General features: G+C 65.7%; 17 protein-coding genes, 5 tRNA genes and 1 pseudogene. 8 read left to right on the top strand and 15 right to left on the bottom strand.

Features of this window, described 5'->3' with window-relative positions; translation table 11 throughout:
* Positions 1-20: 20 nt before the first annotated feature.
* Complete coding sequence (locus QN239_RS06095) at positions 21-896, bottom strand: lysophospholipid acyltransferase family protein (RefSeq protein ID WP_499008699.1); 876 nt, start codon at positions 894-896, stop codon at positions 21-23.
* Positions 893-1,735 (bottom strand): class I SAM-dependent methyltransferase, encoded by an 843-nt coding sequence (locus tag QN239_RS06090; RefSeq protein ID WP_499008697.1) that lies wholly within the window; start codon positions 1,733-1,735, stop codon positions 893-895. Before QN239_RS06090 ends, QN239_RS06095 begins: the two co-directional genes overlap by 4 nt.
* A 48-nt stretch (positions 1,736-1,783) precedes the next feature.
* Here QN239_RS06090 and QN239_RS06085 point away from each other — a divergent pair, with 48 nt between their 5' ends.
* Positions 1,784-2,365 carry a TetR/AcrR family transcriptional regulator gene (locus tag QN239_RS06085; protein WP_499008695.1) on the top strand — a complete coding sequence of 194 codons (582 nt, stop codon included), beginning with the start codon at positions 1,784-1,786 and terminating at the stop codon, positions 2,363-2,365.
* Positions 2,366-2,503: 138 nt separating this feature from the next.
* Entirely contained in the window at positions 2,504-4,030 is a 1,527-nt protein-coding gene (locus QN239_RS06080; RefSeq protein WP_499008694.1) for a carotenoid oxygenase family protein, read from the top strand.
* A 22-nt stretch (positions 4,031-4,052) separates the two neighbouring features.
* Here the strand turns inward: QN239_RS06080 and QN239_RS06075 are convergent, their stop codons facing one another.
* The 4 genes from QN239_RS06075 to QN239_RS06060 form a co-directional block, all read right to left on the bottom strand.
* On the bottom strand, positions 4,053-5,333 hold the full coding sequence (locus tag QN239_RS06075; protein ID WP_499008693.1) for a PucR family transcriptional regulator: 1,281 nt from the start codon (positions 5,331-5,333) through the stop codon (positions 4,053-4,055).
* A gap of 215 nt (positions 5,334-5,548) precedes the next feature.
* Positions 5,549-5,629: transfer RNA gene (locus tag QN239_RS06070), tRNA-Phe, on the bottom strand.
* A 937-nt stretch (positions 5,630-6,566) separates the two neighbouring features.
* A complete protein-coding gene (locus QN239_RS06065) occupies positions 6,567-7,184 on the bottom strand; it encodes a hypothetical protein (protein WP_499008691.1) in 618 nt (205 codons plus the stop codon).
* Entirely contained in the window at positions 7,172-8,365 is a 1,194-nt protein-coding gene (locus tag QN239_RS06060) for a cytidine/deoxycytidylate deaminase family protein (protein ID WP_499008689.1), read from the bottom strand. Before QN239_RS06060 ends, QN239_RS06065 begins: the two co-directional genes overlap by 13 nt.
* Before the next feature lie 1,459 nt (positions 8,366-9,824).
* Here QN239_RS06060 and QN239_RS06055 point away from each other — a divergent pair.
* Entirely contained in the window at positions 9,825-10,091 is a 267-nt protein-coding gene (locus QN239_RS06055; RefSeq protein WP_499008687.1) for a hypothetical protein, read from the top strand.
* A gap of 13 nt (positions 10,092-10,104) precedes the next feature.
* On the opposite strand, the pseudogene QN239_RS06050 reads toward QN239_RS06055, so the two are convergent.
* Positions 10,105-10,458 (bottom strand): annotated as a pseudogene (locus tag QN239_RS06050) (ATP-binding protein); the annotation flags it as partial.
* 36 nt (positions 10,459-10,494) lie between these two features.
* Between QN239_RS06050 and QN239_RS06045 the strand changes: the two are divergent.
* On the top strand, positions 10,495-11,115 hold the full coding sequence (locus QN239_RS06045) for a site-specific integrase (RefSeq protein WP_499008686.1): 621 nt from the start codon (positions 10,495-10,497) through the stop codon (positions 11,113-11,115).
* Positions 11,116-11,218: 103 nt separating this feature from the next.
* On the opposite strand, the gene QN239_RS06040 is transcribed toward QN239_RS06045, so the two are convergent.
* From QN239_RS06040 to QN239_RS06030, 3 genes are all read right to left on the bottom strand, one after another.
* A tRNA-Phe gene (locus tag QN239_RS06040) sits at positions 11,219-11,292 on the bottom strand.
* 47 nt (positions 11,293-11,339) lie between these two features.
* Positions 11,340-11,413 (bottom strand) — tRNA-Asp (locus tag QN239_RS06035).
* A gap of 35 nt (positions 11,414-11,448) precedes the next feature.
* A tRNA-Glu gene (locus QN239_RS06030) sits at positions 11,449-11,521 on the bottom strand.
* Between the two features lie 169 nt (positions 11,522-11,690).
* On the opposite strand from QN239_RS06030, the gene QN239_RS06025 reads away from it, so the two are divergent.
* A tRNA-Lys gene (locus tag QN239_RS06025) sits at positions 11,691-11,766 on the top strand.
* A gap of 6 nt (positions 11,767-11,772) precedes the next feature.
* Here QN239_RS06025 and QN239_RS06020 read toward each other — a convergent pair.
* The 4 genes from QN239_RS06020 to QN239_RS06005 form a co-directional block, all read right to left on the bottom strand.
* On the bottom strand, positions 11,773-12,135 hold the full coding sequence (locus QN239_RS06020) for a group I truncated hemoglobin (RefSeq protein WP_499008684.1): 363 nt from the start codon (positions 12,133-12,135) through the stop codon (positions 11,773-11,775).
* A gap of 119 nt (positions 12,136-12,254) precedes the next feature.
* Entirely contained in the window at positions 12,255-13,397 is a 1,143-nt protein-coding gene (locus tag QN239_RS06015; RefSeq protein ID WP_499008682.1) for a serine/threonine-protein kinase, read from the bottom strand.
* 83 nt (positions 13,398-13,480) lie between these two features.
* Entirely contained in the window at positions 13,481-14,020 is a 540-nt protein-coding gene (locus QN239_RS06010) for a hypothetical protein (RefSeq protein WP_499008681.1), read from the bottom strand.
* 291 nt (positions 14,021-14,311) lie between these two features.
* Positions 14,312-15,319, bottom strand: coding sequence for an oxygenase MpaB family protein (locus QN239_RS06005; RefSeq protein ID WP_499008679.1), 1,008 nt, complete (start codon positions 15,317-15,319; stop codon positions 14,312-14,314).
* 52 nt (positions 15,320-15,371) lie between these two features.
* Between QN239_RS06005 and QN239_RS06000 the strand changes: the two genes are divergently transcribed.
* Positions 15,372-15,974, top strand: a complete 603-nt coding sequence (locus QN239_RS06000) for a TetR/AcrR family transcriptional regulator (protein ID WP_499008677.1) — start codon at positions 15,372-15,374, stop codon at positions 15,972-15,974.
* A 7-nt stretch (positions 15,975-15,981) separates the two neighbouring features.
* Here the strand turns inward: QN239_RS06000 and QN239_RS05995 are convergent, their stop codons facing one another.
* Complete coding sequence (locus QN239_RS05995; protein WP_499008675.1) at positions 15,982-16,449, bottom strand: hypothetical protein; 468 nt, start codon at positions 16,447-16,449, stop codon at positions 15,982-15,984.
* Positions 16,450-16,658: 209 nt separating this feature from the next.
* Between QN239_RS05995 and QN239_RS05990 the strand changes: the two genes are divergently transcribed.
* Together QN239_RS05990 and dusB are read left to right on the top strand one after the other, a co-directional pair.
* Entirely contained in the window at positions 16,659-17,663 is a 1,005-nt protein-coding gene (locus QN239_RS05990) for an acyl-ACP desaturase (protein WP_090354493.1), read from the top strand.
* Positions 17,660-18,832 (top strand): tRNA dihydrouridine synthase DusB, encoded by a 1,173-nt coding sequence (gene dusB / locus QN239_RS05985; protein WP_499008673.1) that lies wholly within the window; start codon positions 17,660-17,662, stop codon positions 18,830-18,832. The genes QN239_RS05990 and dusB overlap by 4 nt, the downstream gene beginning before the upstream one ends.
* Positions 18,833-18,951 lie beyond the last annotated feature (119 nt).

Here is an 18,951-nt window from a genome sequence, read left to right as displayed (position 1 = left end):
GACCTCCCCGTGGCGGACGACTAGGACACGGCGGATTGCGGCTGAACCGCGTCGCGCCAGGCCAGCGGGTTCAGTTGACGGAAGGGGTCTTCGGCGCGGATGTCCTGCAGCTCGCGCAAGATGCTCTCCACCGCCGTCTGGGTGGTCTTCTTGACGGTCTCCACCCACTCGGCGTCGGATACACCGGCCGGCTGTGTGGTGTCGATCGGCTGACCGAAGCGCAGGTAGTTCCGCTGCGGGCTGGGAATCAGCGTCGGGCCGATCCCGCGCACCAAGGGCATCGTCATGTCCGGCTTTCCGGTGACGGCCAGACCCAACTTCTCGGTGAGCCTGCCCAGCATGCTGTCCCGCGGGGTGATGCTGTGGTAGATGTCGTCACCGCCGACATAGCCGAAGGGGACGATCGGATAGTCGTTGGCGATCGCCACCCGCGCGAAGCCGGCGCGCCCTTGCCACTTGAGTTGGTATTCCTCGCCTTTGAACTTTCCGATCTCGCGGCCGCCGCCGGGAAACACCAGCAGTGTCTCGTTGTTCTGCATCAGCTTGGTGGCATTCTCCGGCGTTCCGACGACCCCGCCGCACGCGGCCAGAACGTCTCCCATCGGCCCCGGCATGCTTCCCATCCCCCGTTCGGTCAACGGCCGGACCCGGGTGCCGATCGCCCGCCGTACCGCCAGGCAGGTCAGCCACGCCTCGCCCATCCCGGTCTGGGTGTGGTTGCCTACCAAGAAAAACCGGCCGTCGCGCGGGAGGTTCTCAGTGCCGTCGATGTACGGCCGGGACAGCTCGATCGCCGGCCATAGGCCGTCCGCGGTGGCTTCCACCAGTTTTCGCAGCGCCCGCACCCGTGCGGGCTGTTCGATGATCTGTTCGGTTCTGGCGGCGGCGTTCTTCATTCGGACGTTCCTTCCTTGGCCGGGGCGGGGGTGCAGGCGCGTGGCCCCCGGGAGAAGACGGCGGTCATCGACGGCGGACCGAACCTCGAGCGTGGTGGTCGAAGAAAGTCGATGTTCATCTGCGGGTCGGCGGCCTTGCCGAGCGCGACCAGCGCCGGCGCCGAGTAGGCGCGCAGCGAGCTGATGATGCCGTCGTGCATGGTCGGCAGGATGGACCTGCGCGGCATGATCGCCAGTGACATCGGCACCATCACGATCGGGGTGAGCAGCATCCCCCACGGCGAGGCACGCTTGAGGTCGATCACCAGGAAGCGGGAGGCCACCCGCGTGGCCTCGGCGATGGCGCGATACGCCGTCGCGGGCGGCAGGTGATGGAAGGCCAACGCGAACACCACCAGGTCATAGGAGGCAACGTCGGCATCGATGGCGGTGGCATCGACCACCTGGGTGCGCGCCCGGGGATGAGATCCCAGCGGGCCCGCCGCCATGTTGGCCACCGACGTCGGGTCCAGATCGCTGGCGGTCACGGTGGCGGTGGCGTGCAGTTCCAGAATCCGCGCCGATAGCCGGCCATGGCCGGCGCCGATCTCGAGAATGCGCGGGTTGGCGATATCGGCGACGACCTGAAGTGCCGTCCTCGCGTGTTGATCGTGAAGGCCGCTCCGTTCACCCATCGCGTCGAGCCCCTCGATCACCCGTTGCTTGAGCTCGTCGGGGACGTCCTGCCGATCGGTGTATTCCAGGACGTTCGTCTGCATCAGCCGATCCAGTCGTGTGGCGTCGGGGCCGCCGCGCGGCATCGACGCAATCGACGACGTTGCGGTGTTCTGCTGGGTCATAGTCCCGAAAGTACCAAACGAACTGTTTCGTTTGGTTATGATCTTCCTGTGAGAAGTACAGCCGAACTACGCGACGTGATCATCGACGCGGCACGCGCCGAGTTCGCCCGATACGGACTGGCCGGCGCCCGGATCGACCGGATCGCCAAATCCGCGAACGCCAGCAAGGAGCGGCTCTACGCGCATTTCGGCGACAAGGAAGCCCTGTTCCGACAGGTGGTCGCCGCCGACAGCGCGGAGTTCTTCAGTGCGATCGCTGTCCGGCCGGACGCTGTCGCCGAATTCGCCGGAGACCTCTACGACCTGGCCACCAGCAAGCCGGAGCATCTCCGGATGATCACCTGGGCACGGTTGGAAGGCGTACCGCTCGAGGAACCCGAGCTCGACGGCCACAACATCCGCGAACGCGACACCGCTTCCATCATCGCCGCCCAGGAAGCCGGCCACGTCGACCGGCGATGGGAACCCCACCAACTGCTGATAATTATGTTCGGCATCGGGATGGCCTGGGCTGCTTGGCCGGAAGTCGGACCCGTCGACGCCGATACCCACGCCACCAGCCGCGCCGCCGCGGTCGAGGCGGCCGCCCGCATTGTTGCCCCACGGGAACCGGCGGCCCTGCAGACGTGAGTTAGTCGGTTCACCGCCATTGCGTTGTGGCGCCAAGAACATGGTGCGACGTTGGCGCGCGGACGCAAGACGCGCCGCCCGTGCTCGGGCTGAAATGGCTTGGTAATTCGCCACATTGCGACCTTTCGAGGAGCCACCATGACCGACGTCCGACTCAACCTGCGACCGGGAACCGGCTACCCGGATATCCCCCTGTTCCAGGGCTGGGGCGCACCCAGCCGTATCGAGGCCGACGTGTACGAACTGGAGTCCTACGGCCAGGTGCCGGCCGACCTCAACGGGCGTTACTACCGCGCCGCGTACGACTGGGCGTTCCCGCCGATGACAGACGATGAACTGTTCATCAACGGAGACGGTATGACCGCGATGTTCCACTTCCAGAACGGCCACGTGGACTTCAAGTCGCGATTCGTGCGTACCGAGAAGCTCCGGCTGGAACGCGCCGCCCGGCGCGCCCTGTTCGGGCGATACCGCAACGTCTACACGGCCGACCCGAGCGTTCGTGGCCAGGTCCGCTCGACGGCGAACACCCATGTCGTCTGGCACGGCGGCAAGCTGCTCATGCTCAAAGAGGACGGCCTGCCCTGGGAGGTGAACCCGGAAACCCTGGAGACAGTGGGCCAATGGGATTTCTACGGGGCGATGACCAGCAAGACCTGCACGGCGCACCCGAGCTTCGACCCCGACACCGGAGAGATGTTCCTGTTCGGCTACGAGGCCAAGGGTGAGGCCACCCGCGATATCGCCTACTACGTCGTCGACGCGAGCGGGCATGTCACGCACGAGGCGTGGTTCGAGGCCCCTTACCCCGCCTATATCCACGATTTCCGGGTCTCCCCCAGTCATGCGGTGTTCCCGATCAGTCCGGCCGCGACCGACCTGGACCGGCTCAAAGCCGGTGGTGCGCACTGGCAATGGGATTCGTCCAAGGCGTCTTACGTCGGGGTGCTGCCACGGTATGGGCGTGGTGAGGAGATCCGGTGGATCGAGGTGCCGACCCATGCCCCGGGCCATTTCGTCAATTCCTACGACGAGGACGGTGTGACCGTCGTCGACGTCTGCCAGGGCAAGACGGGGCCGTTTCCGTTCTTCTTCCCCGACGTGCAGGGCAACATGTTCGACCCGGCCGATATGGCCACCTACCTCACCCGGTGGCGGATCGACCCGAGCGATCCGGCCACGCCGGTCCGGGTGGAGCGCCTCGACGAGGTCGTCTGCGAATTTCCGCAGATCGACGCCCGGCGGGAGATGTCACGGCACCGGCATGGCTACTTCTTGGTCATGAACGCCGGCATGCCCGCCGGCCGGCTGCTGGAGGCGCCCGGCGACCCGGCATTCCCGGACGGCGCACCTGAGATGGTTCCCGCGTCGCCGGCCATGAACGGGATCGGCCACTACGACTTCGACAACGGGCAGTTCACCGTGCACGCCCTGCCTCAGGGCGATACCGCGCAGGAGGTCGAGTTCGTCCCGGCATACCTGGGCGCCCCCGAAGGGGTCGGCTATCTGCTGGCGCTGGTGAACCGGGTCGCCGAGCGCCACAGTGACCTGCTGATCTTCGATGCCGAGGACGTCGGGGCGGGTCCGTTGGGTGGGTACAAGCTGCCCGTGCGGCTGAGCACGATCCACGGGACCTGGATGCCCGAACACCAGCTCGGTCTGTAGCGCATCGGCTTCCGGGCGGATCTCAGCCGAGCAGGGCAGGGAAGTCTCGGGCCAGGCTGAGGGCGACGACCATGGGCGTGGGATCGTCGAGGGCCGGCCGTTCCAGACGTTCGTCGGCTTGGCGCACCCGGTAGGCGACCGTGTTCGGCGCGATGTGCAGCTCTTCGGCGGCCGCGAGTCTGCTGCGTCCGTGCCGCAGGTAGGCCCACAGTGTTTCGCGCAGCATCGCCGACTTGGCGTCACTGCCGGTCAGACCCTTGAGCACGTGGCGGACGTACCTGCCGGCGGCCTCGGGGTCGGCGAGCAGCACCGCTTGCAGCCCGACATCGTCGTAGGTCCATGCGCCCTCGCCCTGGTGCTGCCCGCCCACGAGCGCGGCCTGCCTGGCCCCGAGCAACGAGTTCTGCAAGCCGGCCACGTCCCGACCGACCGGTCCGAACGCGACGATCGATCCGGGCGGGTGCGGGACACGGTCCGTGACGGCCGAGACCGGGTCCCGCGGCGCCGCGGACAGCGACCAGATCACCGTGGAGCCGTCCGGCTGGTCGAGGACCAGACTGTTGACCGCCTCGATCGTCGCGCTCACCGCTGCGACATAGCGTGTGATGCTGCCGTCCCATCCGGTCGGCGGGGCCGGGTCGACCGACCGGATCACGGCGGCCAGATGGTCACCGCGCAGGCGGATCCCGAGGAGTTGTTCGCTGCCCTCCGGGGCAGTGCCGTGCTCGACGATGTGGTCCATGGTCTGGCGGCGCAGTGCCGCCACGCGGCCGTGCCATGCCGCGCGTTCCTGGTCGTAGGCCGTGGCGAGCTCGCGGACGAGGCCGTCGACGAATTCGAACAATCCCTCCGAGACCGCGCGCAGTTCGTCGACGAGCCGCTCGGCCGGCACCTCGCGGGACAGCACCTCCAACAGCGCCGTTTGAAGGGCGGTGTGGCTGAACCACACGACTCGCAGGATCGTTTCGATTCTGGCGCCTTGGCGCACGGCCCGCCGGACACCCTCGAAGCCTTCCGGCGGCGCCGGGGCGTCGGCCCGCCCGGTACGCAGGTTGACCAAGACCGTCAGGAGCGCGGCCTCGCACGCCACCCGATCCAGCCCGTCGACGGTGATCGTCGGATCAGCCCGGGCGGACGCCTCGTAGGTGTCGCAGATCTGCTTGGCGCGCTGGATCGCCCAGGCCGTCGGCTCGTCGCCGAGGACGGCGCGGGCGCGGGCGACGGTCTCCGGCAGGCTCACCGGCTCGAGGTCGTCCCTCGTCGCGGGTTGGGAGGGCCGCAAGGCAGACATCCAGGCCGACATCGGCGGACGCCCTCCTTCCGGTGGCAGTTCATCGCCATTCGTCCGAGTACGAAACCAGGCGGGACCGGCGCTCATCCGGTGGCTGGCTACGACAAGAAACGTATATCAAGCTAGAGCCGACGATTGAGAACACCGCGAGTAGCTGGTAGCCAACAGCTTTGGCAGACGGTCGGAAAGCTCGCCGGGAAAAGGGGGTGCTGAACCGCGATGAAGCTTGGTGGCCAGGGCCGGGATCGAACCGGCGACCTTCCGCTTTTCAGGCGGTTCAGCGTGCGACTCAAATCTGTTTTCGCTGTTCAGAGTCGGTCCGCGTGGCCGAGTTGGACGTCTCAGAGCACCTGTTCCGAAAGTTTGGCCCTATTTTGGCCCTATGAGTTTGGACTCCATCATCTCACCGCCATGGCACCCACCAAACCTGATGCTCAATCAACCGCAACGGAGGACGCCTGAAATAGCGTGGCTCTGGTCGCCCTCGAATCGTTCCATTCGCTGACTAACGTCTCACGTTTGATGGGTGGCGGAATCCCCATGCTGCCCATGGGCAGCATGGGCGGACCCAGCGCTGGCGCGGGCAAGGACCGCGAGCAGGCAACCACTGCGGCGAGCGGGAGCCCTGAGTCCGATGTACTCCACGGCCGGCGCGCTGCAGCGGAGGCCGTCCCCGGCGGCACCATCGCTCGACGCGGGGACGGGCGACGGAGCGGACCGGGGACCGAGGCCGCGTAGGCAGGAACCGATCGTCGAGGCCCACTTCATGCATCGGAAGCGGTTCTGGCGCGCGGCGCGGGTAGCTTTGGACAGCCATGCTTGATGACTCAATGCTCATGCCCTGGTTCCTCCACGATGAACTGGCGACCGACATCATCGGACCCAGGAACGCCGCCCGACTTCCCTTCCGCGCCAGCGAGTAGTCAGTCTCGAAGTCGAACGGCGGCACCCATGAGTACCGACCGGCGTCGCCGCGGCGAAGGTCGACGAGTTGTAGCGTCACGGTCAGTGCTGGAGTTCGAATGGCGCCAAGGAGTAATACCGGTCGAACTCGCGGTACTCCGCGATGTCACTGAGTAATCGCGCTACAGCCAACTCATACTGCGCAATCCGCAGCCCCTGGTGCCCGCCGCCGAGAGGAAGGATGACTGCCGTGACCGCACCCGCCACGCGGATGATAGTTTTCTTCCACTCGGTGCACGCCATCTTGGTCAGCCGCGGTCAAAATTCTCAAACATGTTGGCTTCACCAAGGTTTGGGTCCGAGATAGGCGGCGATCGCCGCTAACAGATCAGCTCCTTGGCGTGAAGTCAGCGCGCGGTGAGCTGCGACGCTGGTTGAACTCTTGAAATCGTTGTCTATAAGGGTGATCGCCTGTTGGAAGAAGTCGGAGTGCTGCAAGTAGTCTTCCTGCGTCGCGCGCCCCGAATCCGCGACAACAAAATCGAGAAAATCGGTGAATGCCCGCCGCGCCGCGAGTGCTTGCTGACTATCGGACACCAGGACGACGTTAACGCAAGCGTAGACCGCCGAAACAACTGATCCCAGCGCCTCTGTCTCCCAGGTAAATTCAAGGTTGGGATCTTGGTCGTTGGGGATGTTCGCCAACAAGTCGGCATTGATCGTCGCGAGCTGGGACGTGTCAACATCGGTTCCTTGCGCGGCGGTCCAGGCTTGATCTAAGGCAGGCGTGAGGAGGTCGTCGAAGTACTGCCATTGGCCATCCCGCACACCCTCGAATACGACGAGTAGTCGCTGGGCGTATCCGGCCGCGAAGGCGATCTTGTGACAGGGTTCCATCAGGTCGATGAGTCCCGCCAAGGCGTCTTCGTCTTCAGGTAGGTCCCGTGTCATGGTCGCCATGATGCAGTCAATCCGTCAGGAAGAACAGTTCCGCCCGCTTCGGTGATGGCAGTGACACAGTTGTCGCAGATCTTGCGCGTGACCGCCATTAGGTCTGGCGTGAGGCCTTCGACGCCAGCTTGATGCAGCGCCGTCACCTCAGCGTGGGCGCGGGACAGTGCTGCAAGGACATCGGTCGCGTCTTTCAACGCCTTCTGTCCGCCAGTTAGGTCCCGGCCACCTGATGCAAGAATATCGAATCCTTCCTGAGTTCCAAGGACGGCCGTGGTTCGCCGATTTTGGGCGATCTGGTCTAGGACCGAGTGAATCTGGCTGGCGCGAGCAGCGAGGCGTTCGAGTTCTGCTGTAGTGCTGGCGATGTCGGCGCCAGCTTGGGCGGCGCGCAGAACGTTTGCGAGTTCGGTGAGGGTGCTCGTTGCAGCTCGCGCGGCCGGAACGAGGTCGGCAGCGAAGAGCGCGGTGTCGGCGACCGCGCCCATCTGGGTGCTGAGGTTGTAGCCGTCGGTGCTCAGTACATGCCAGTCGTAGGGCACGTTAGGCACGACGGACAAGTTTTGGCGGAACCAGGATTCGATACCGGTGCCGGCTCGCAGAATAGGGTCGGTGACAGTGTCGGTCGACTGGCTGAAGGGCAACATCCCGCTGACGCCGGGGATCTCGGTGGTGGTGGTTTCGATATCGCGGGTCCAGTTTCCGGCCGCGTTGTATAACGAGGTGGTCACCAGAGTGTTTTGGAACTGCATGTCCTTAGCCAAGGTGTCGGTGACCTGAGCGGGTCCGGTGACCGAGAAGCCGCTGAGCCGCCCGTCCACCGCCTGGCTCATCACCACGGTGACCGGATTGCCGTTCAATGTTCCGGTCCAGCTGCCATCGGGTTGGGCCAGCGCACGAGCGATGGTGCCGGCCGACCCCAGATTCAGTGTGGTTGTCCCGCTGGTGGTGTCGCGGAACGCGGTCACTGGGCTACCTGATCCACCCAGGAAGGTGGTGACCCCGCGAGGGTCGCTGATCTGGCGGATCTCGGCGGAGCCCGGCCAGTACTCGGTGGCTGTCTGCGATGGTGCGTCGAACCACACCGGGCGGTCCAAACCTTCCACCAGTTGTGCGGTCGCCGGCGATCCAGGTGGCGGCGGCAACTGCGACACTGGGGTTCCCGATATCTGGCTGGCCACACTGGCCAAGTAGGGAGCCTGAGCCTGCTCCACGGTGGCCTGGGACGTAGCCGAGGTCAGGTTCGGGGCCAGTGCTTGCTGCCACCCCTGAGCCGGGCTGGCAGTAGGCGCTGACGTGGGCGCACCAAGCAGGCTTTGCACTGTGGTGCCCGCAGCGTTGGACCCCGGAACGCTCGCCGGATTCGCCAAGGCTCCTGCGAGATTGTCCGCAGTAACGTCAACCCCGTCGGGGTCTTGGGCCGGTGTTTGAGGTATGTGTAGGTCCCAGGCCGGTCCGCCAAGTGGGGTGCCGTGGTCCCAGTTGTCGGCAGGGTTGGGTGACGTGCTGGCTGGTGTGCCAGGTGAACTTGTGCTGCGGCGTCGGGATGCCGCGACCGCGGTCGCACCGATCACTAGGGCTGTTGCCGGGCCCACGGGGTTGCTCGGACTGCTCGGTGTGGCCGGGGGCGTGGTCGCCGCAGTTTGGGTGCTCTGCGCTGCCGTTGGGGTCGTGGTCTGCGCCGGCGGCGTGGCAGGAGCGGTGTCCCGTGGCGGTGGTGTGACTGTCTGTTGCGGGGTGCTCTGCGGGGGATTCTGTTGTCCCTGGCTGGGATTGGCGTGGATCACCTGACTGGGTGCCTGCGCCGGCTGCGGCGGTTGCGCTTGGCTGGGAATCCGGGTGTTCACACTGCGATTCGCGCCATCGGCGCTCCAGCGGTTGTTGGCGTTGGTCTGCTCAGAAAAACTCGACCCTGAACGCCGCGCACCCGAAGCGCTGCTGTATCCGTGAGAGGCGGACGATCCCCCCCGGTTGCTGTTGTTGTTGGACTTTTTCTTGTTGTCGGTCTTCTTCTTTTTCTTGTTGTCCCCGGGTTTGGAGTGATTCCCACCCGCAGACCCCGGTTTCGGTGTCGCAGAGGCCTGCGCCATCACCGCGGGATCAGCGCTGATCAGCGGGATGACCAGACCCGCGACCGGGACCAGCAGCGCGGTCATGCCCGCAGCCACACCGAGGCGCACCCAGCGGCCGCGATCACCGATCGATCGCACCGGCACCGCCCGGTGCCGCCCACCGGTGGCGGTGGCGCGCAGCGGACTGGTCACCGCATCTCCTGCGGGGGCCTGCACCGGTGCGACCAGCACCGATGGCCATACCGGGAAGCTGGTCGAGCAAAGATCCGTTCGGCTGCCGCGAGCCGCTGCGTGTGATCCTCGGCTACGCCGGCCACCCGTTGAATATCCCGTCATGACAACCCCCCAGTTGTTTCCCGCATCCCCAATTCGGCCAGCAATAATGGCCGAGGCTTACATGGTGTAGTCGGAAACCGAAGGCCAAACCGAACGTCACCCAGCGGTGATCTAGCACACAGAGCAAGCGTAGGAAAGTGCCGCTACGCTCCGACCACAGCAACATGTCCTGACCGAAGACGCGCAGCGGCGGGGCGCTCGAACACGTCAAGGGCTACGAACATCTACCTATCGGGGGATCATGCACACGTTCGGGGAACGCACACAGTTCGGATTCAAGGACCTGGCAGCACTGCTGGCCGGCCTGGCAATGCTCGTCGTCGGGTTCGCCGCGATCACCGCCCTGCCCGACTGGGTCACCAAGTGGGGCACCGTCACGGTGTATCTGACCTATTTCCTGTACATGTCGATCGCCGGGCGGCTGTTCTGGAAAGGCGCCGACGCCGCCTGGGACGCGCTCAAAGGCACTGCAGCACAACAGCGCTCCGCATCGCCATCGCGGATGTGAGTGGTCTTCTCGTTCAGCTGGCAACAGTGGTTGCGGTGCGGGCGTGGGCCAGGCGGTAGGAGTCGGTGCCGGTTTCGATGATGGTGCCCCCGAAGGTGAGCCGGTCCACGATCGCCGCACACAACCGGGGATCGGTGAACGTCTTGGTCCACGAACTGACAGCTTCGTTGCTGGCGAGGGCCACCGAATTCTTCTCCTCCCGCTCAGTCAACACCTGAAACAGCAACTCGGCGCCGCGTTTATCAAGCTCCATGCACCCGAGCTCATCAAGCAGGAGAAGATCAACGCGTCCGTAGCGGGCGATGGCTTTGGTGAGCTGCTCATCGTCGGCGGGTTCGACGAGCTCGTCGAAAAGCCGGGTGGCCAGGTCTAGCGCACCGAACTCGCTGGTTCTATCGGGGCTGTGTTGCTAAATTTGCCGCTTCACGCTGGCTCCACCTACCTCTCCACCGCCGAGGTGTCTGCCCTCGCCGAAGCCTGCGGGCGCCAGGGCGACGTTGTCATCCTGCTCGCCTACACCGGGATGCGTTTCGGCGAGCTCGTGGGACTCAGAATCGAGGACGTCGAACTCGACGCGCGCAGGATCCGCGTCCGCCGTTCTGTCACCCAGGTCGGCGGCAAGCTCGTGGAGGGCAATCCCAAAAGCGCCGCGGGGCGCCGATCGATCCCTCTTCCGCAGCTCCTATTGCCGATCCTCGCCGAACGTCTTGCCGACCGACCGCCCGGTGCACCGGCGATTACCTCACGGAACGGAAACCTGCTGGGCCTGGAGAATTGGAAGCAGTCCACACGGTGGAGGGATGCCATCGTGGCGATCGACCGGCCGGCCATGCGGGGGCATGATCTGCACCACACTTATGCGTCTTTGGCACGGCGATCAGGCGCCGACCTTCGACTGCTGCAGAAGACGATGGGGCACGCTTCGATCACGGTGACTGCTCATGTCTATGCGGATCTCTACGATGACGAGCTGGACGACGTGGCATCGGCTCTGGATGAGCTGGACGACCGTCCGCACGACTAGCACGCGAGTTTGGCCCTATTTTGGCCCCATAGATGCCTGCCGACTCATGCTCTGAGTCAGGGGATTTGCTCCGATAGTGGCGCTGAACAGCAACGATAGTGAGTGGCCAGGGCCGGGATCGAACCGGCGACCTTCCGCTTTTCAGGCGGACGCTCGTACCAACTGAGCTACCTGGCCGGAAGGCCCCGGTCTTTCGACCGAGCGAGCCTTACGCCGCAATACTGCGACCCTGACGGGACTCGAACCCGCGACCTCCGCCGTGACAGGGCGGCGCGCTAACCAACTGCGCCACAGGGCCTTGCTTTCCTGCATGCTCCGCGTTTCCGCGTTGCGTACCCCCAACGGGATTCGAACCCGTGCTACCGCCGTGAAAGGGCGGCGTCCTAGGCCACTAGACGATGGGGGCCTAATCCGAATTCCTCCGGGGTACTCGCAACTACGTTCCGTTGAGAGCTTCGATAGCTTAGGACACCACCGCCGGAAATCCCAAACGGGATCCCCCCGCCCAGCTCAGACCACCTCTGGGACCACCTGACGACGACCGTCGAGCGGCAGGCAGTATTCTGTTGCTCCACGCCCCTATAGCTCAGTCGGTAGAGCTACGGACTTTTAATCCGCAGGTCCCAGGTTCGAGCCCTGGTGGGGGCACCACCCGATTCAGGCGCTGCGCGCCGTCGCGATCTCGTCGGCCAACGGCGCGACAGCGCCGATGATCTCGGCCACCAGCTGCTCAGGTACCCCGGCGGCGGTCAGGCTGTCCGACAGATGCCCGGCGACCAGAGCGAAGTGGTGCGGGGTGATCCCACGACCCTGATGGACCTGGCGCATGGGTGCGCCGGTGTAGGGGTCGGGCCCGCCCAGAGCCGCGCCGAAGAACTCGGCCTGTCTGCCTTTGAGCCGGGCCATGTTCGTCCCCGTGAAGAAGCCCGCCAGCTCGTCGTCGGCGAGCACACGGACGTAGAAATCCTCGACGACGGTCTCGATGGCCTCCGCCCCGCCGATCTGTGCGTAGATGCTCATGTGGCAAGGACACCGCGCCGCCGTTGCCGCCCCGTTTCGGCGAGGTACCTGCCACGCTACAAGGACCTCACATCTTCATGTACGCGATTTCACCTGTCGCCGAACATATTTGACGACTCTCAGCCTTGGCCGTGTTTCGGCTTGTGCCCGTTGGTATTTCCCTTGCCGTTACCGCCACCGCGATCCTTCGGCGGCCCCTGCTGATCGGTGGGGACAGGCGCCGGTGACGGCGGCGGCACCACGGAAGTCGTTGGCGGCGAAGGCTCGGAGGTACCCGAGCCGGCCGGCTCGGGGGCGCTGGGCCGCGACGCGGAATCCACGACGAAGGCCAACACCACCATCACCACGACGGCGATGGCTCCGATCGCCGCGATCACCGGCCGACGCCGCCGGCGCTGCACCGGGACCACCCTCGTCGTCGGATCGACCGGTGGACTCTCCAGCACCCGGGTCGGCGGGCGCACCGGCAGCCCACCGGGCAACGCGGCACGCATCTCGGTTGCGCTGCCGAAGTCGCGCGCGAGCGCCCGCTCGATGACGTTCACCAGAGCGGGGTCCGCATCGGGCCGCAGAGCAGCCAGCGGCGCACGCAGCCCCTCGGAGATGGCACGGACCAGTTCGGCGAGATTCTCCTGCGGAAAGGGCAGTCGACCGGACAGCGCTTGGTAACCCACCACCCCGACGGCGTAGAGGTCGTCAGCCACGGTCGCCGGCCGGGCCGCGATCCGCTCCGGTGACAGGTAGGCCATGGTGCCGATGATCTGACCGGTCATGGTGTCCGCAGAATCGGCAAGCTTGGCGATACCGAAGTCGGCCACCTTCGCCGTTCCGTCTTCGGTCAGCAGGATGTTCGCGGGTTTGATATCGCGATGCAGCACGCCCGCCCCGTGCGCCGCCGATAGCGCGGACAGCACCTGGTCGAGCAGTGCCCGCACCGCATGGTCGGAAAGTGGGCCGTGGTCGAGCGCGTCGGCCAGCGTCCGTCCGGACAGCCGTTCCATGACGATGTAGGGGGTGGTCCGGTATTCACCGACATCGTGCACCGCCACCACGTGCGGATGACTCAGACCGGCCGCCGCCCGGGCCTCCACGTCGAACCGTCGCCGGCTGTCCGGTTGTGCACTCAGCGGCGCAGAGAGCAGTTTGATGGCGACCGCACGACCCAGCCTGACATCCCAGCCCGAACGAACCTCCGCCATACCGCCGCGGCCCAGCAGCTCCCGCAGTTCATACCGGCCGCCGAGAAGTTCCGGGCGCTGCATGTCCACCACGCTAACCTGCCCGCCACCCAGCGGAATCCACGGTCAGACCGAAGCCGACCGATGGCAGCACCCGAAGCCTGCGTCTAGCCGGGCCCGGCCGCGTTTTTGTAGATCGTCGTCGCCTGATCCATCGCCGTCATACCGTTCTTCACATCGACGCTGATCGCCTGGACCGCAGCCTGGCCGCCCTCCGGGGTCAGCGTGTCGCACTTCGCCCCGACCTGTTGGTAGCTGTCGACGGCACTCTGCAGCGCGGTCGTCATATCGCGCCGCGGGGCGGGCAGCATGGCCTCGATATCCCCGGCAGCCTTGGACAACCGGCTGCAGGAGGCCTGCATCGCGCCGAAGTCCTGCCCCTCGGCTGCCGCTTGCAGGCTCTTGATCGAGTCGTTGACGCGCCCCAAGGCCGGCATGAACTTCGTCACCCACTGCTGAGTGGCGCCGGCCTGCACCTTCATCGACACCGTGGGGTTGGCCGACATCAGCGCCACGCCGGCCTGTGTCGGGACGGGAGCCCCCGCCGCGGTGATCTGCGTGGGCTGAGCCAGCACACCCCCGGCCACGATGGCGCCGGCGCCCACCGCTAAGACCGCCGAATACCAGACGCGCAGTGACGTGGACATCCTTCTCCTGACACAACTAAGGCCCCGTCGGAACTGTCAAGCAAAGGCTACGCGACGGTCCCGGCTCTGGCCAGCACGGTCATTTCGGTCCCTGGGCTCGGCCGCGCCGATGGCCCACCACCCGCGATACCGTGGTCACGGCAGGTGTCAGGCCGTGCAGGCCCGCGCCGGTGCGTCACCCAGGGCGAATGCCGAACCGTGGTCAGCAAATTGATTGACGCCTGCGCAACCAGGACGATCGACAGTCCGCATGCCGCTGCCACGCCCCCGCAGTACGATTCAGCCCTGGTGTCAGCCGACCTTCGGGCAGTAGAAATTCGGGCTGTCGCGGTATTCGACCGGCGGCAGATTCCGTGCCGGGGTCTGCACGAGCGGCGAGTCCACCGGAATCCGGCCCGTCGCCCGGTCCATGGCGGAACGCTTCCGCGGATGCATCAATCTGCGCTTGGGACCGAACTTGGTGACCAGCGTGATCCCCGCGCACAGCCGGTCGTGCACCCATTGCTGACGGGGCGACCAGGTGTAACCCATCAGGTCACGGATCGGCGGGTCGTAGAGCGCCACCGTCATGAACGTCAGGAACCGTTGCATGATCTTGAGGTTCTGCGCCCAGAGCCAATCCGGAATCCATTGCAGCGAAGGATGTTTGGGCATGGTCGACAGGTCCATCACCTCACGCGCCGCATAGTTGTTCTCCAGTACGTTGCGGCACATGTGGTCCCAGTACTCCTGGAACTCCTCCCAACTCTTGGGGACCGGCCGCATGCTCATCCCGTACATGCGGTACCAGGTGACGTGCTCGGAGAACAGCTGACGTTTGTCGGCCTCGGTGATTCCACCGCCGAACTTCTCGGCGGCCAGCAGGGTCGACTTGAAGAACGTCGCGTGCGCCCAGTAGAAGACCTCCGGGTTCAGCGCGCTGTAGCGGCGGCCCTGCTCGTCGACGCCCTTGATGCCGATGTGGTAATCGCGCACCTCGGCGCCAGTCTGTGGCGCCCGATAGCCGTCGAACACCACGCCGCCGATGGGATAGATCGACCGCATCAGCCGCGGGATCCGTTCCATGAAGAAGATCGAGTGGTCCTTCACCGCCGCACCCAGCTGTGGATGCATATTCTGCATCGAACCCGCCCAGGTGCCCTGGAACAGGCCGGTCCATTGACCGAAGTACTTCCAGGTCAACGAGTCCGGGCCGAGCGGGACCGGCGGCGCGTCATAACCACCCGCAGACACCGGGCAACCCGCGGCGAGTGCAGCATCGTCGGCTGCCGGGCATGTCGGCGACGTCTCTTGTGCCACGGACGCCCTTTCCCTCAGGGGCAGCCATATTCTGACTACACTCGTTGTCACTATGGAGCTTAGGAGCAGTGCGCCGTCCGGTCAACGACGAGGTCGCTGGTCGGGCGTTCCCCTGCGCGACCGTCAGACGCTCCGGCGCAGCGAGCTGATCGCCGCCGGCGTCACGCTGCTCGGCGGGCCGGACGGGCCCAGCCTCACGGTGCGCGCGGTGTGCCGGGCAGCCGGTCTCACCGAGCGCTATTTCTACGAAAGCTTCAGCGACCGAGACGAATTCGTGCGCGCCGTGTACGACGACGTGTGCACCACGGCAATGACGGCGTTGGCGTCGTCGAGCACGCCGCGCGAGGCCGTGGAGGGATTCGTGGCACTGATGGTCGACGATCCGGCGCGGGGACGGGTGCTACTGCTGGCCCCGGAGCGTGAACCGGTGCTCACCCGGTCCGGCGCCGACTGGATGCCCACATTCATCGGGCTGTTGCAGAGCCGGCTGAGCCACGTGAGCGACCCCGCGCGCCAGCAGATGATCGCCACCGGCCTGGTCGGCGCCCTGACGGCCCTGTTCACCGCCTACCTGGACAACCGTCTGTCGGCCACCCGGCAGCAGTTCATCGACTACTGCAGTGATCTGGTGTTACGCCGCGCGGCGACGCACTGACCCCCGACTACTGGTCGGGGGTGCTGACCTGCGCGAGGTCCTGCTCCTGCTGGGAGGCGGCCTCGAGTTCGGCCTGCTTCTGCTCGGCCTCAGCCTTGGCGGCGGCCTCGTCGGCAGCAGCCTTCGCGGCGCGGCCTTCCGGGCTGGCGATCGAGGAGCCGGGGTTGGTGGCGGTCGCGTACGAGCCTGCGCAGTTCAGATAGAACTGAACCTGGCTGGACACATGAACGCCGTCATTGGCACTGGCGAAGGGCGCGGTCTGCGAGCGCGTGACGATGCAGTCACCCTCGCTGAGCTTGTCCCCGACCCGGGCCGCGACGACGACCGTCTGGCCCGCATCACTTGCCGCGGAGCTTGCATCGCTGTAGGTCTGCCCGGCGTACGAATCGGCAGCGGCCACACCGGTACCGAAAAGCGCGGTGGCGGCCGCCAGCGCACCGACTGTGCCCGACCCCAAAACGATCAGCTTTTTCACGTGTGGCCCTACTCCCATTACTCAGGGTTTTGTTGTAATCGACAGAGCGTAACGTGCCTTGTAGTGGGCCGCATCCTTCCCGTCGACGTCGACGGGATTCGCAATCGTGTGAAAACCGTTACACGACGGCTCGGGCCATGAACTTGATGTAACCGGAGTCCACAGATATATTGAGTGCTACCAACAGGTACAGATAACTGGGAGCGAACGTGCCGCAAGATCTACCCGACGTGCAGTTATTGCGCGAACTTGAGCCCGTCGTCGAACAGAACATCAACCGGCATCTGTCGATGCGCAAGGACTGGAACCCACACGACTACATCCCGTGGTCGGACGGCAAGAACTTCTATGCGCTCGGTGGTCAGGAATGGGATCCGGAGCAGTCCAAACTCTCCGAGGTCGCCCAGACCGCAATGGTGCAGAACCTGCTGACCGAGGACAACCTGCCCTCGTATCACCGCGAGATCGCGATGAACTTCACCATGGACGGCCCGTGGGGCTGGTGGGTGAACCGCTGGACCGCCGAGGAGAACCGGCACGGCATCGCCCTGCGCGACTACCTGCTGGTCACCCGCGCCATCGATCCGATCGAGCTGGAGGAACTGCGCGTCGAGCAGGTCACCCGCGGCTTCTCACCCGGCCAGAACCAGCAGGGCGACCTGTTCGCGTCGACCCTCTTCGATTCCGTCGTCTACGTGACGTTCCAGGAACTGGCCACCCGCGTCTCGCACCGCAACACCGGCAAGGCCTGCGAGGAGACCGTCGCCGACCAGCTGCTGGGGCGCATCTCCGCCGATGAGAACCTGCACATGATCTTCTACCGCGATATCAGCGCCGCGGGCCTGGACCTGGTCCCCAACCAGGCGATGAAATCGCTGCACCGCGTGCTGCGCAACTTCAAGATGCCCGGATACACGGTGCCGGAGTTCCGCCGCAAGGCCGTCATCATCGCCGTCGGCGGTGTCTACGACCCGAGGATCCACCTGGACGATGTGGTGATGCCGGTACTGAAGAAGTGGCGCATCTTCGAGCGCGAGGACTTCACCGGCGAGGGTGCCCGGCTGCGCGACGACCTGGGGCTGCTGGTGCAGGAGCTTGAGGAGACCTGCGTGAAGTTCGAAGTGGCCAAGGAACGCCGACTGGAACGCGAGCGCAAGATGGCCGAGAAGAAGGCGATGAAGAACCTCCTGGTGTCGACCTCCGCGGCAGGATGACTCTCACCACCCACCGTCCGACGTCGGCCCGATCCCTGCGGATCGGGCCGATCTCATTGCGTTCCCCCGTCGTGCTGGCCCCCATGGCCGGCGTCACCAACGTGGCGTTTCGTACCTTGTGCCGTGAGCTCGAGCAGGCCCGCGCCGGGACGGTCAGCGGCCTGTACGTCTGCGAGATGGTGACGGCCCGCGCGCTCGTCGAACGCCATCCGGTCACCCTGCACATGACGACCTTCGCGCCGGAGGAGTCCCCGCGGTCGCTGCAGCTCTACACCGTCGACCCGGACACCACCTATGCCGCGGCGAAGATGATCGTCGACGAGGGCATGGCCGACCACATCGACATGAACTTCGGCTGCCCGGTACCCAAGGTGACCCGACGCGGTGGCGGTTCGGCCATCCCGTACAAACGCCGGCTGTTCGGTCAGATCGTCGGTGCCGCGGTGCGCGCAGCCGAAGGTTCCGGCGTTCCCGTGACGGTGAAGTTCAGGATCGGCATCGACGACGCCCACCACACTCACCTCGATGCCGGCCGGATCGCCGAGCAGGAAGGCGCGGCCGCGGTCGCGCTGCATGCCCGCACCGCCGCCCAGCGCTATTCCGGCGCCGCCGACTGGAGTCAGATCGCGGCGTTGAAACAGCACGTCACCACCATTCCGGTGTTGGGCAACGGCGACATCTTCAACGCCGACGACGCACTGGCGATGATGGAACAGACCGGATGTGACGGAGTAGTCATCGGTCGCGGCTGCCTGGGCCGACCCTGGCTGTTCGCCGAATTGTCGGCGGCGTTCACCGGCCGGCCGATCGCCACCCCGCCCACCCTCGGCGAGGTGGCCGACATCATGCGCCGCCACGGCGCCCTCCTGGCCGCGCACTTCGGCGAGGACAAGGGCATGCGCGATATGCGCAAGCACATCGCGTGGTACCTGCACGGCTTCCCGGCCGGCGCCGACGTCCGCCGGGCGCTGGCACTGGTCAAGACCTTGGATGAACTCGACACGCTGCTCGGCGAGCTCGACGGCGAGGTGCCGTTCCCGCCCGCTGCGTCCGGCCCGCGCGGCCGTCAGGGCTCACCGTCCTCGGTGACGCTGCCCGAAGGCTGGCTCGACGATCCGGACGATCTCACGGTGCCCGAAGGTGCCGATGTGATGCATTCCGGCGGCTGAACCGACCCCTCACATTGTTGCGTCTGAAACGATATTGAGATGGCCCTGTCACTTCCTCGGGCTGGCTGACGCTCAGGTTGTCTCAGTACGATGAGGGCCCACTTCACCCCGTCCGGCTG

This window comes from Mycolicibacterium sp. Y3, from assembly GCF_051188035.1.
Lineage (GTDB): Bacteria > Actinomycetota > Actinomycetes > Mycobacteriales > Mycobacteriaceae > Mycobacterium > Mycobacterium fluoranthenivorans.
Note: the sequence above shows the minus strand (reverse complement) of the source record. Positions and strands in the feature narration are given on the sequence as shown.

Excerpts from the sequence above, each read along its gene's own strand:
- dusB (WP_499008673.1), top strand. The coding sequence starts at position 17,660 with ATGACTCTCACCACCCACCGTCCGACGTCGGCCCGATCCCTGCGGATC.
- QN239_RS06055 (WP_499008687.1), top strand. The coding sequence starts at position 9,825 with ATGCACACGTTCGGGGAACGCACACAGTTCGGATTCAAGGACCTGGCA.
- QN239_RS06000 (WP_499008677.1), top strand. The coding sequence starts at position 15,372 with ATGGAGCTTAGGAGCAGTGCGCCGTCCGGTCAACGACGAGGTCGCTGG.
- QN239_RS06090 (WP_499008697.1), bottom strand. The coding sequence starts at position 1,735 with ATGACCCAGCAGAACACCGCAACGTCGTCGATTGCGTCGATGCCGCGC.
- QN239_RS06065 (WP_499008691.1), bottom strand. The coding sequence starts at position 7,184 with ATGGCGACCATGACACGGGACCTACCTGAAGACGAAGACGCCTTGGCG.
- QN239_RS06080 (WP_499008694.1), top strand. The coding sequence starts at position 2,504 with ATGACCGACGTCCGACTCAACCTGCGACCGGGAACCGGCTACCCGGAT.
- QN239_RS06010 (WP_499008681.1), bottom strand. The coding sequence starts at position 14,020 with ATGTCCACGTCACTGCGCGTCTGGTATTCGGCGGTCTTAGCGGTGGGC.
- QN239_RS06015 (WP_499008682.1), bottom strand. The coding sequence starts at position 13,397 with ATGCAGCGCCCGGAACTTCTCGGCGGCCGGTATGAACTGCGGGAGCTG.
- QN239_RS06095 (WP_499008699.1), bottom strand. The coding sequence starts at position 896 with ATGAAGAACGCCGCCGCCAGAACCGAACAGATCATCGAACAGCCCGCA.
- QN239_RS06020 (WP_499008684.1), bottom strand. The coding sequence starts at position 12,135 with ATGAGCATCTACGCACAGATCGGCGGGGCGGAGGCCATCGAGACCGTC.
- QN239_RS06075 (WP_499008693.1), bottom strand. The coding sequence starts at position 5,333 with ATGTCGGCCTGGATGTCTGCCTTGCGGCCCTCCCAACCCGCGACGAGG.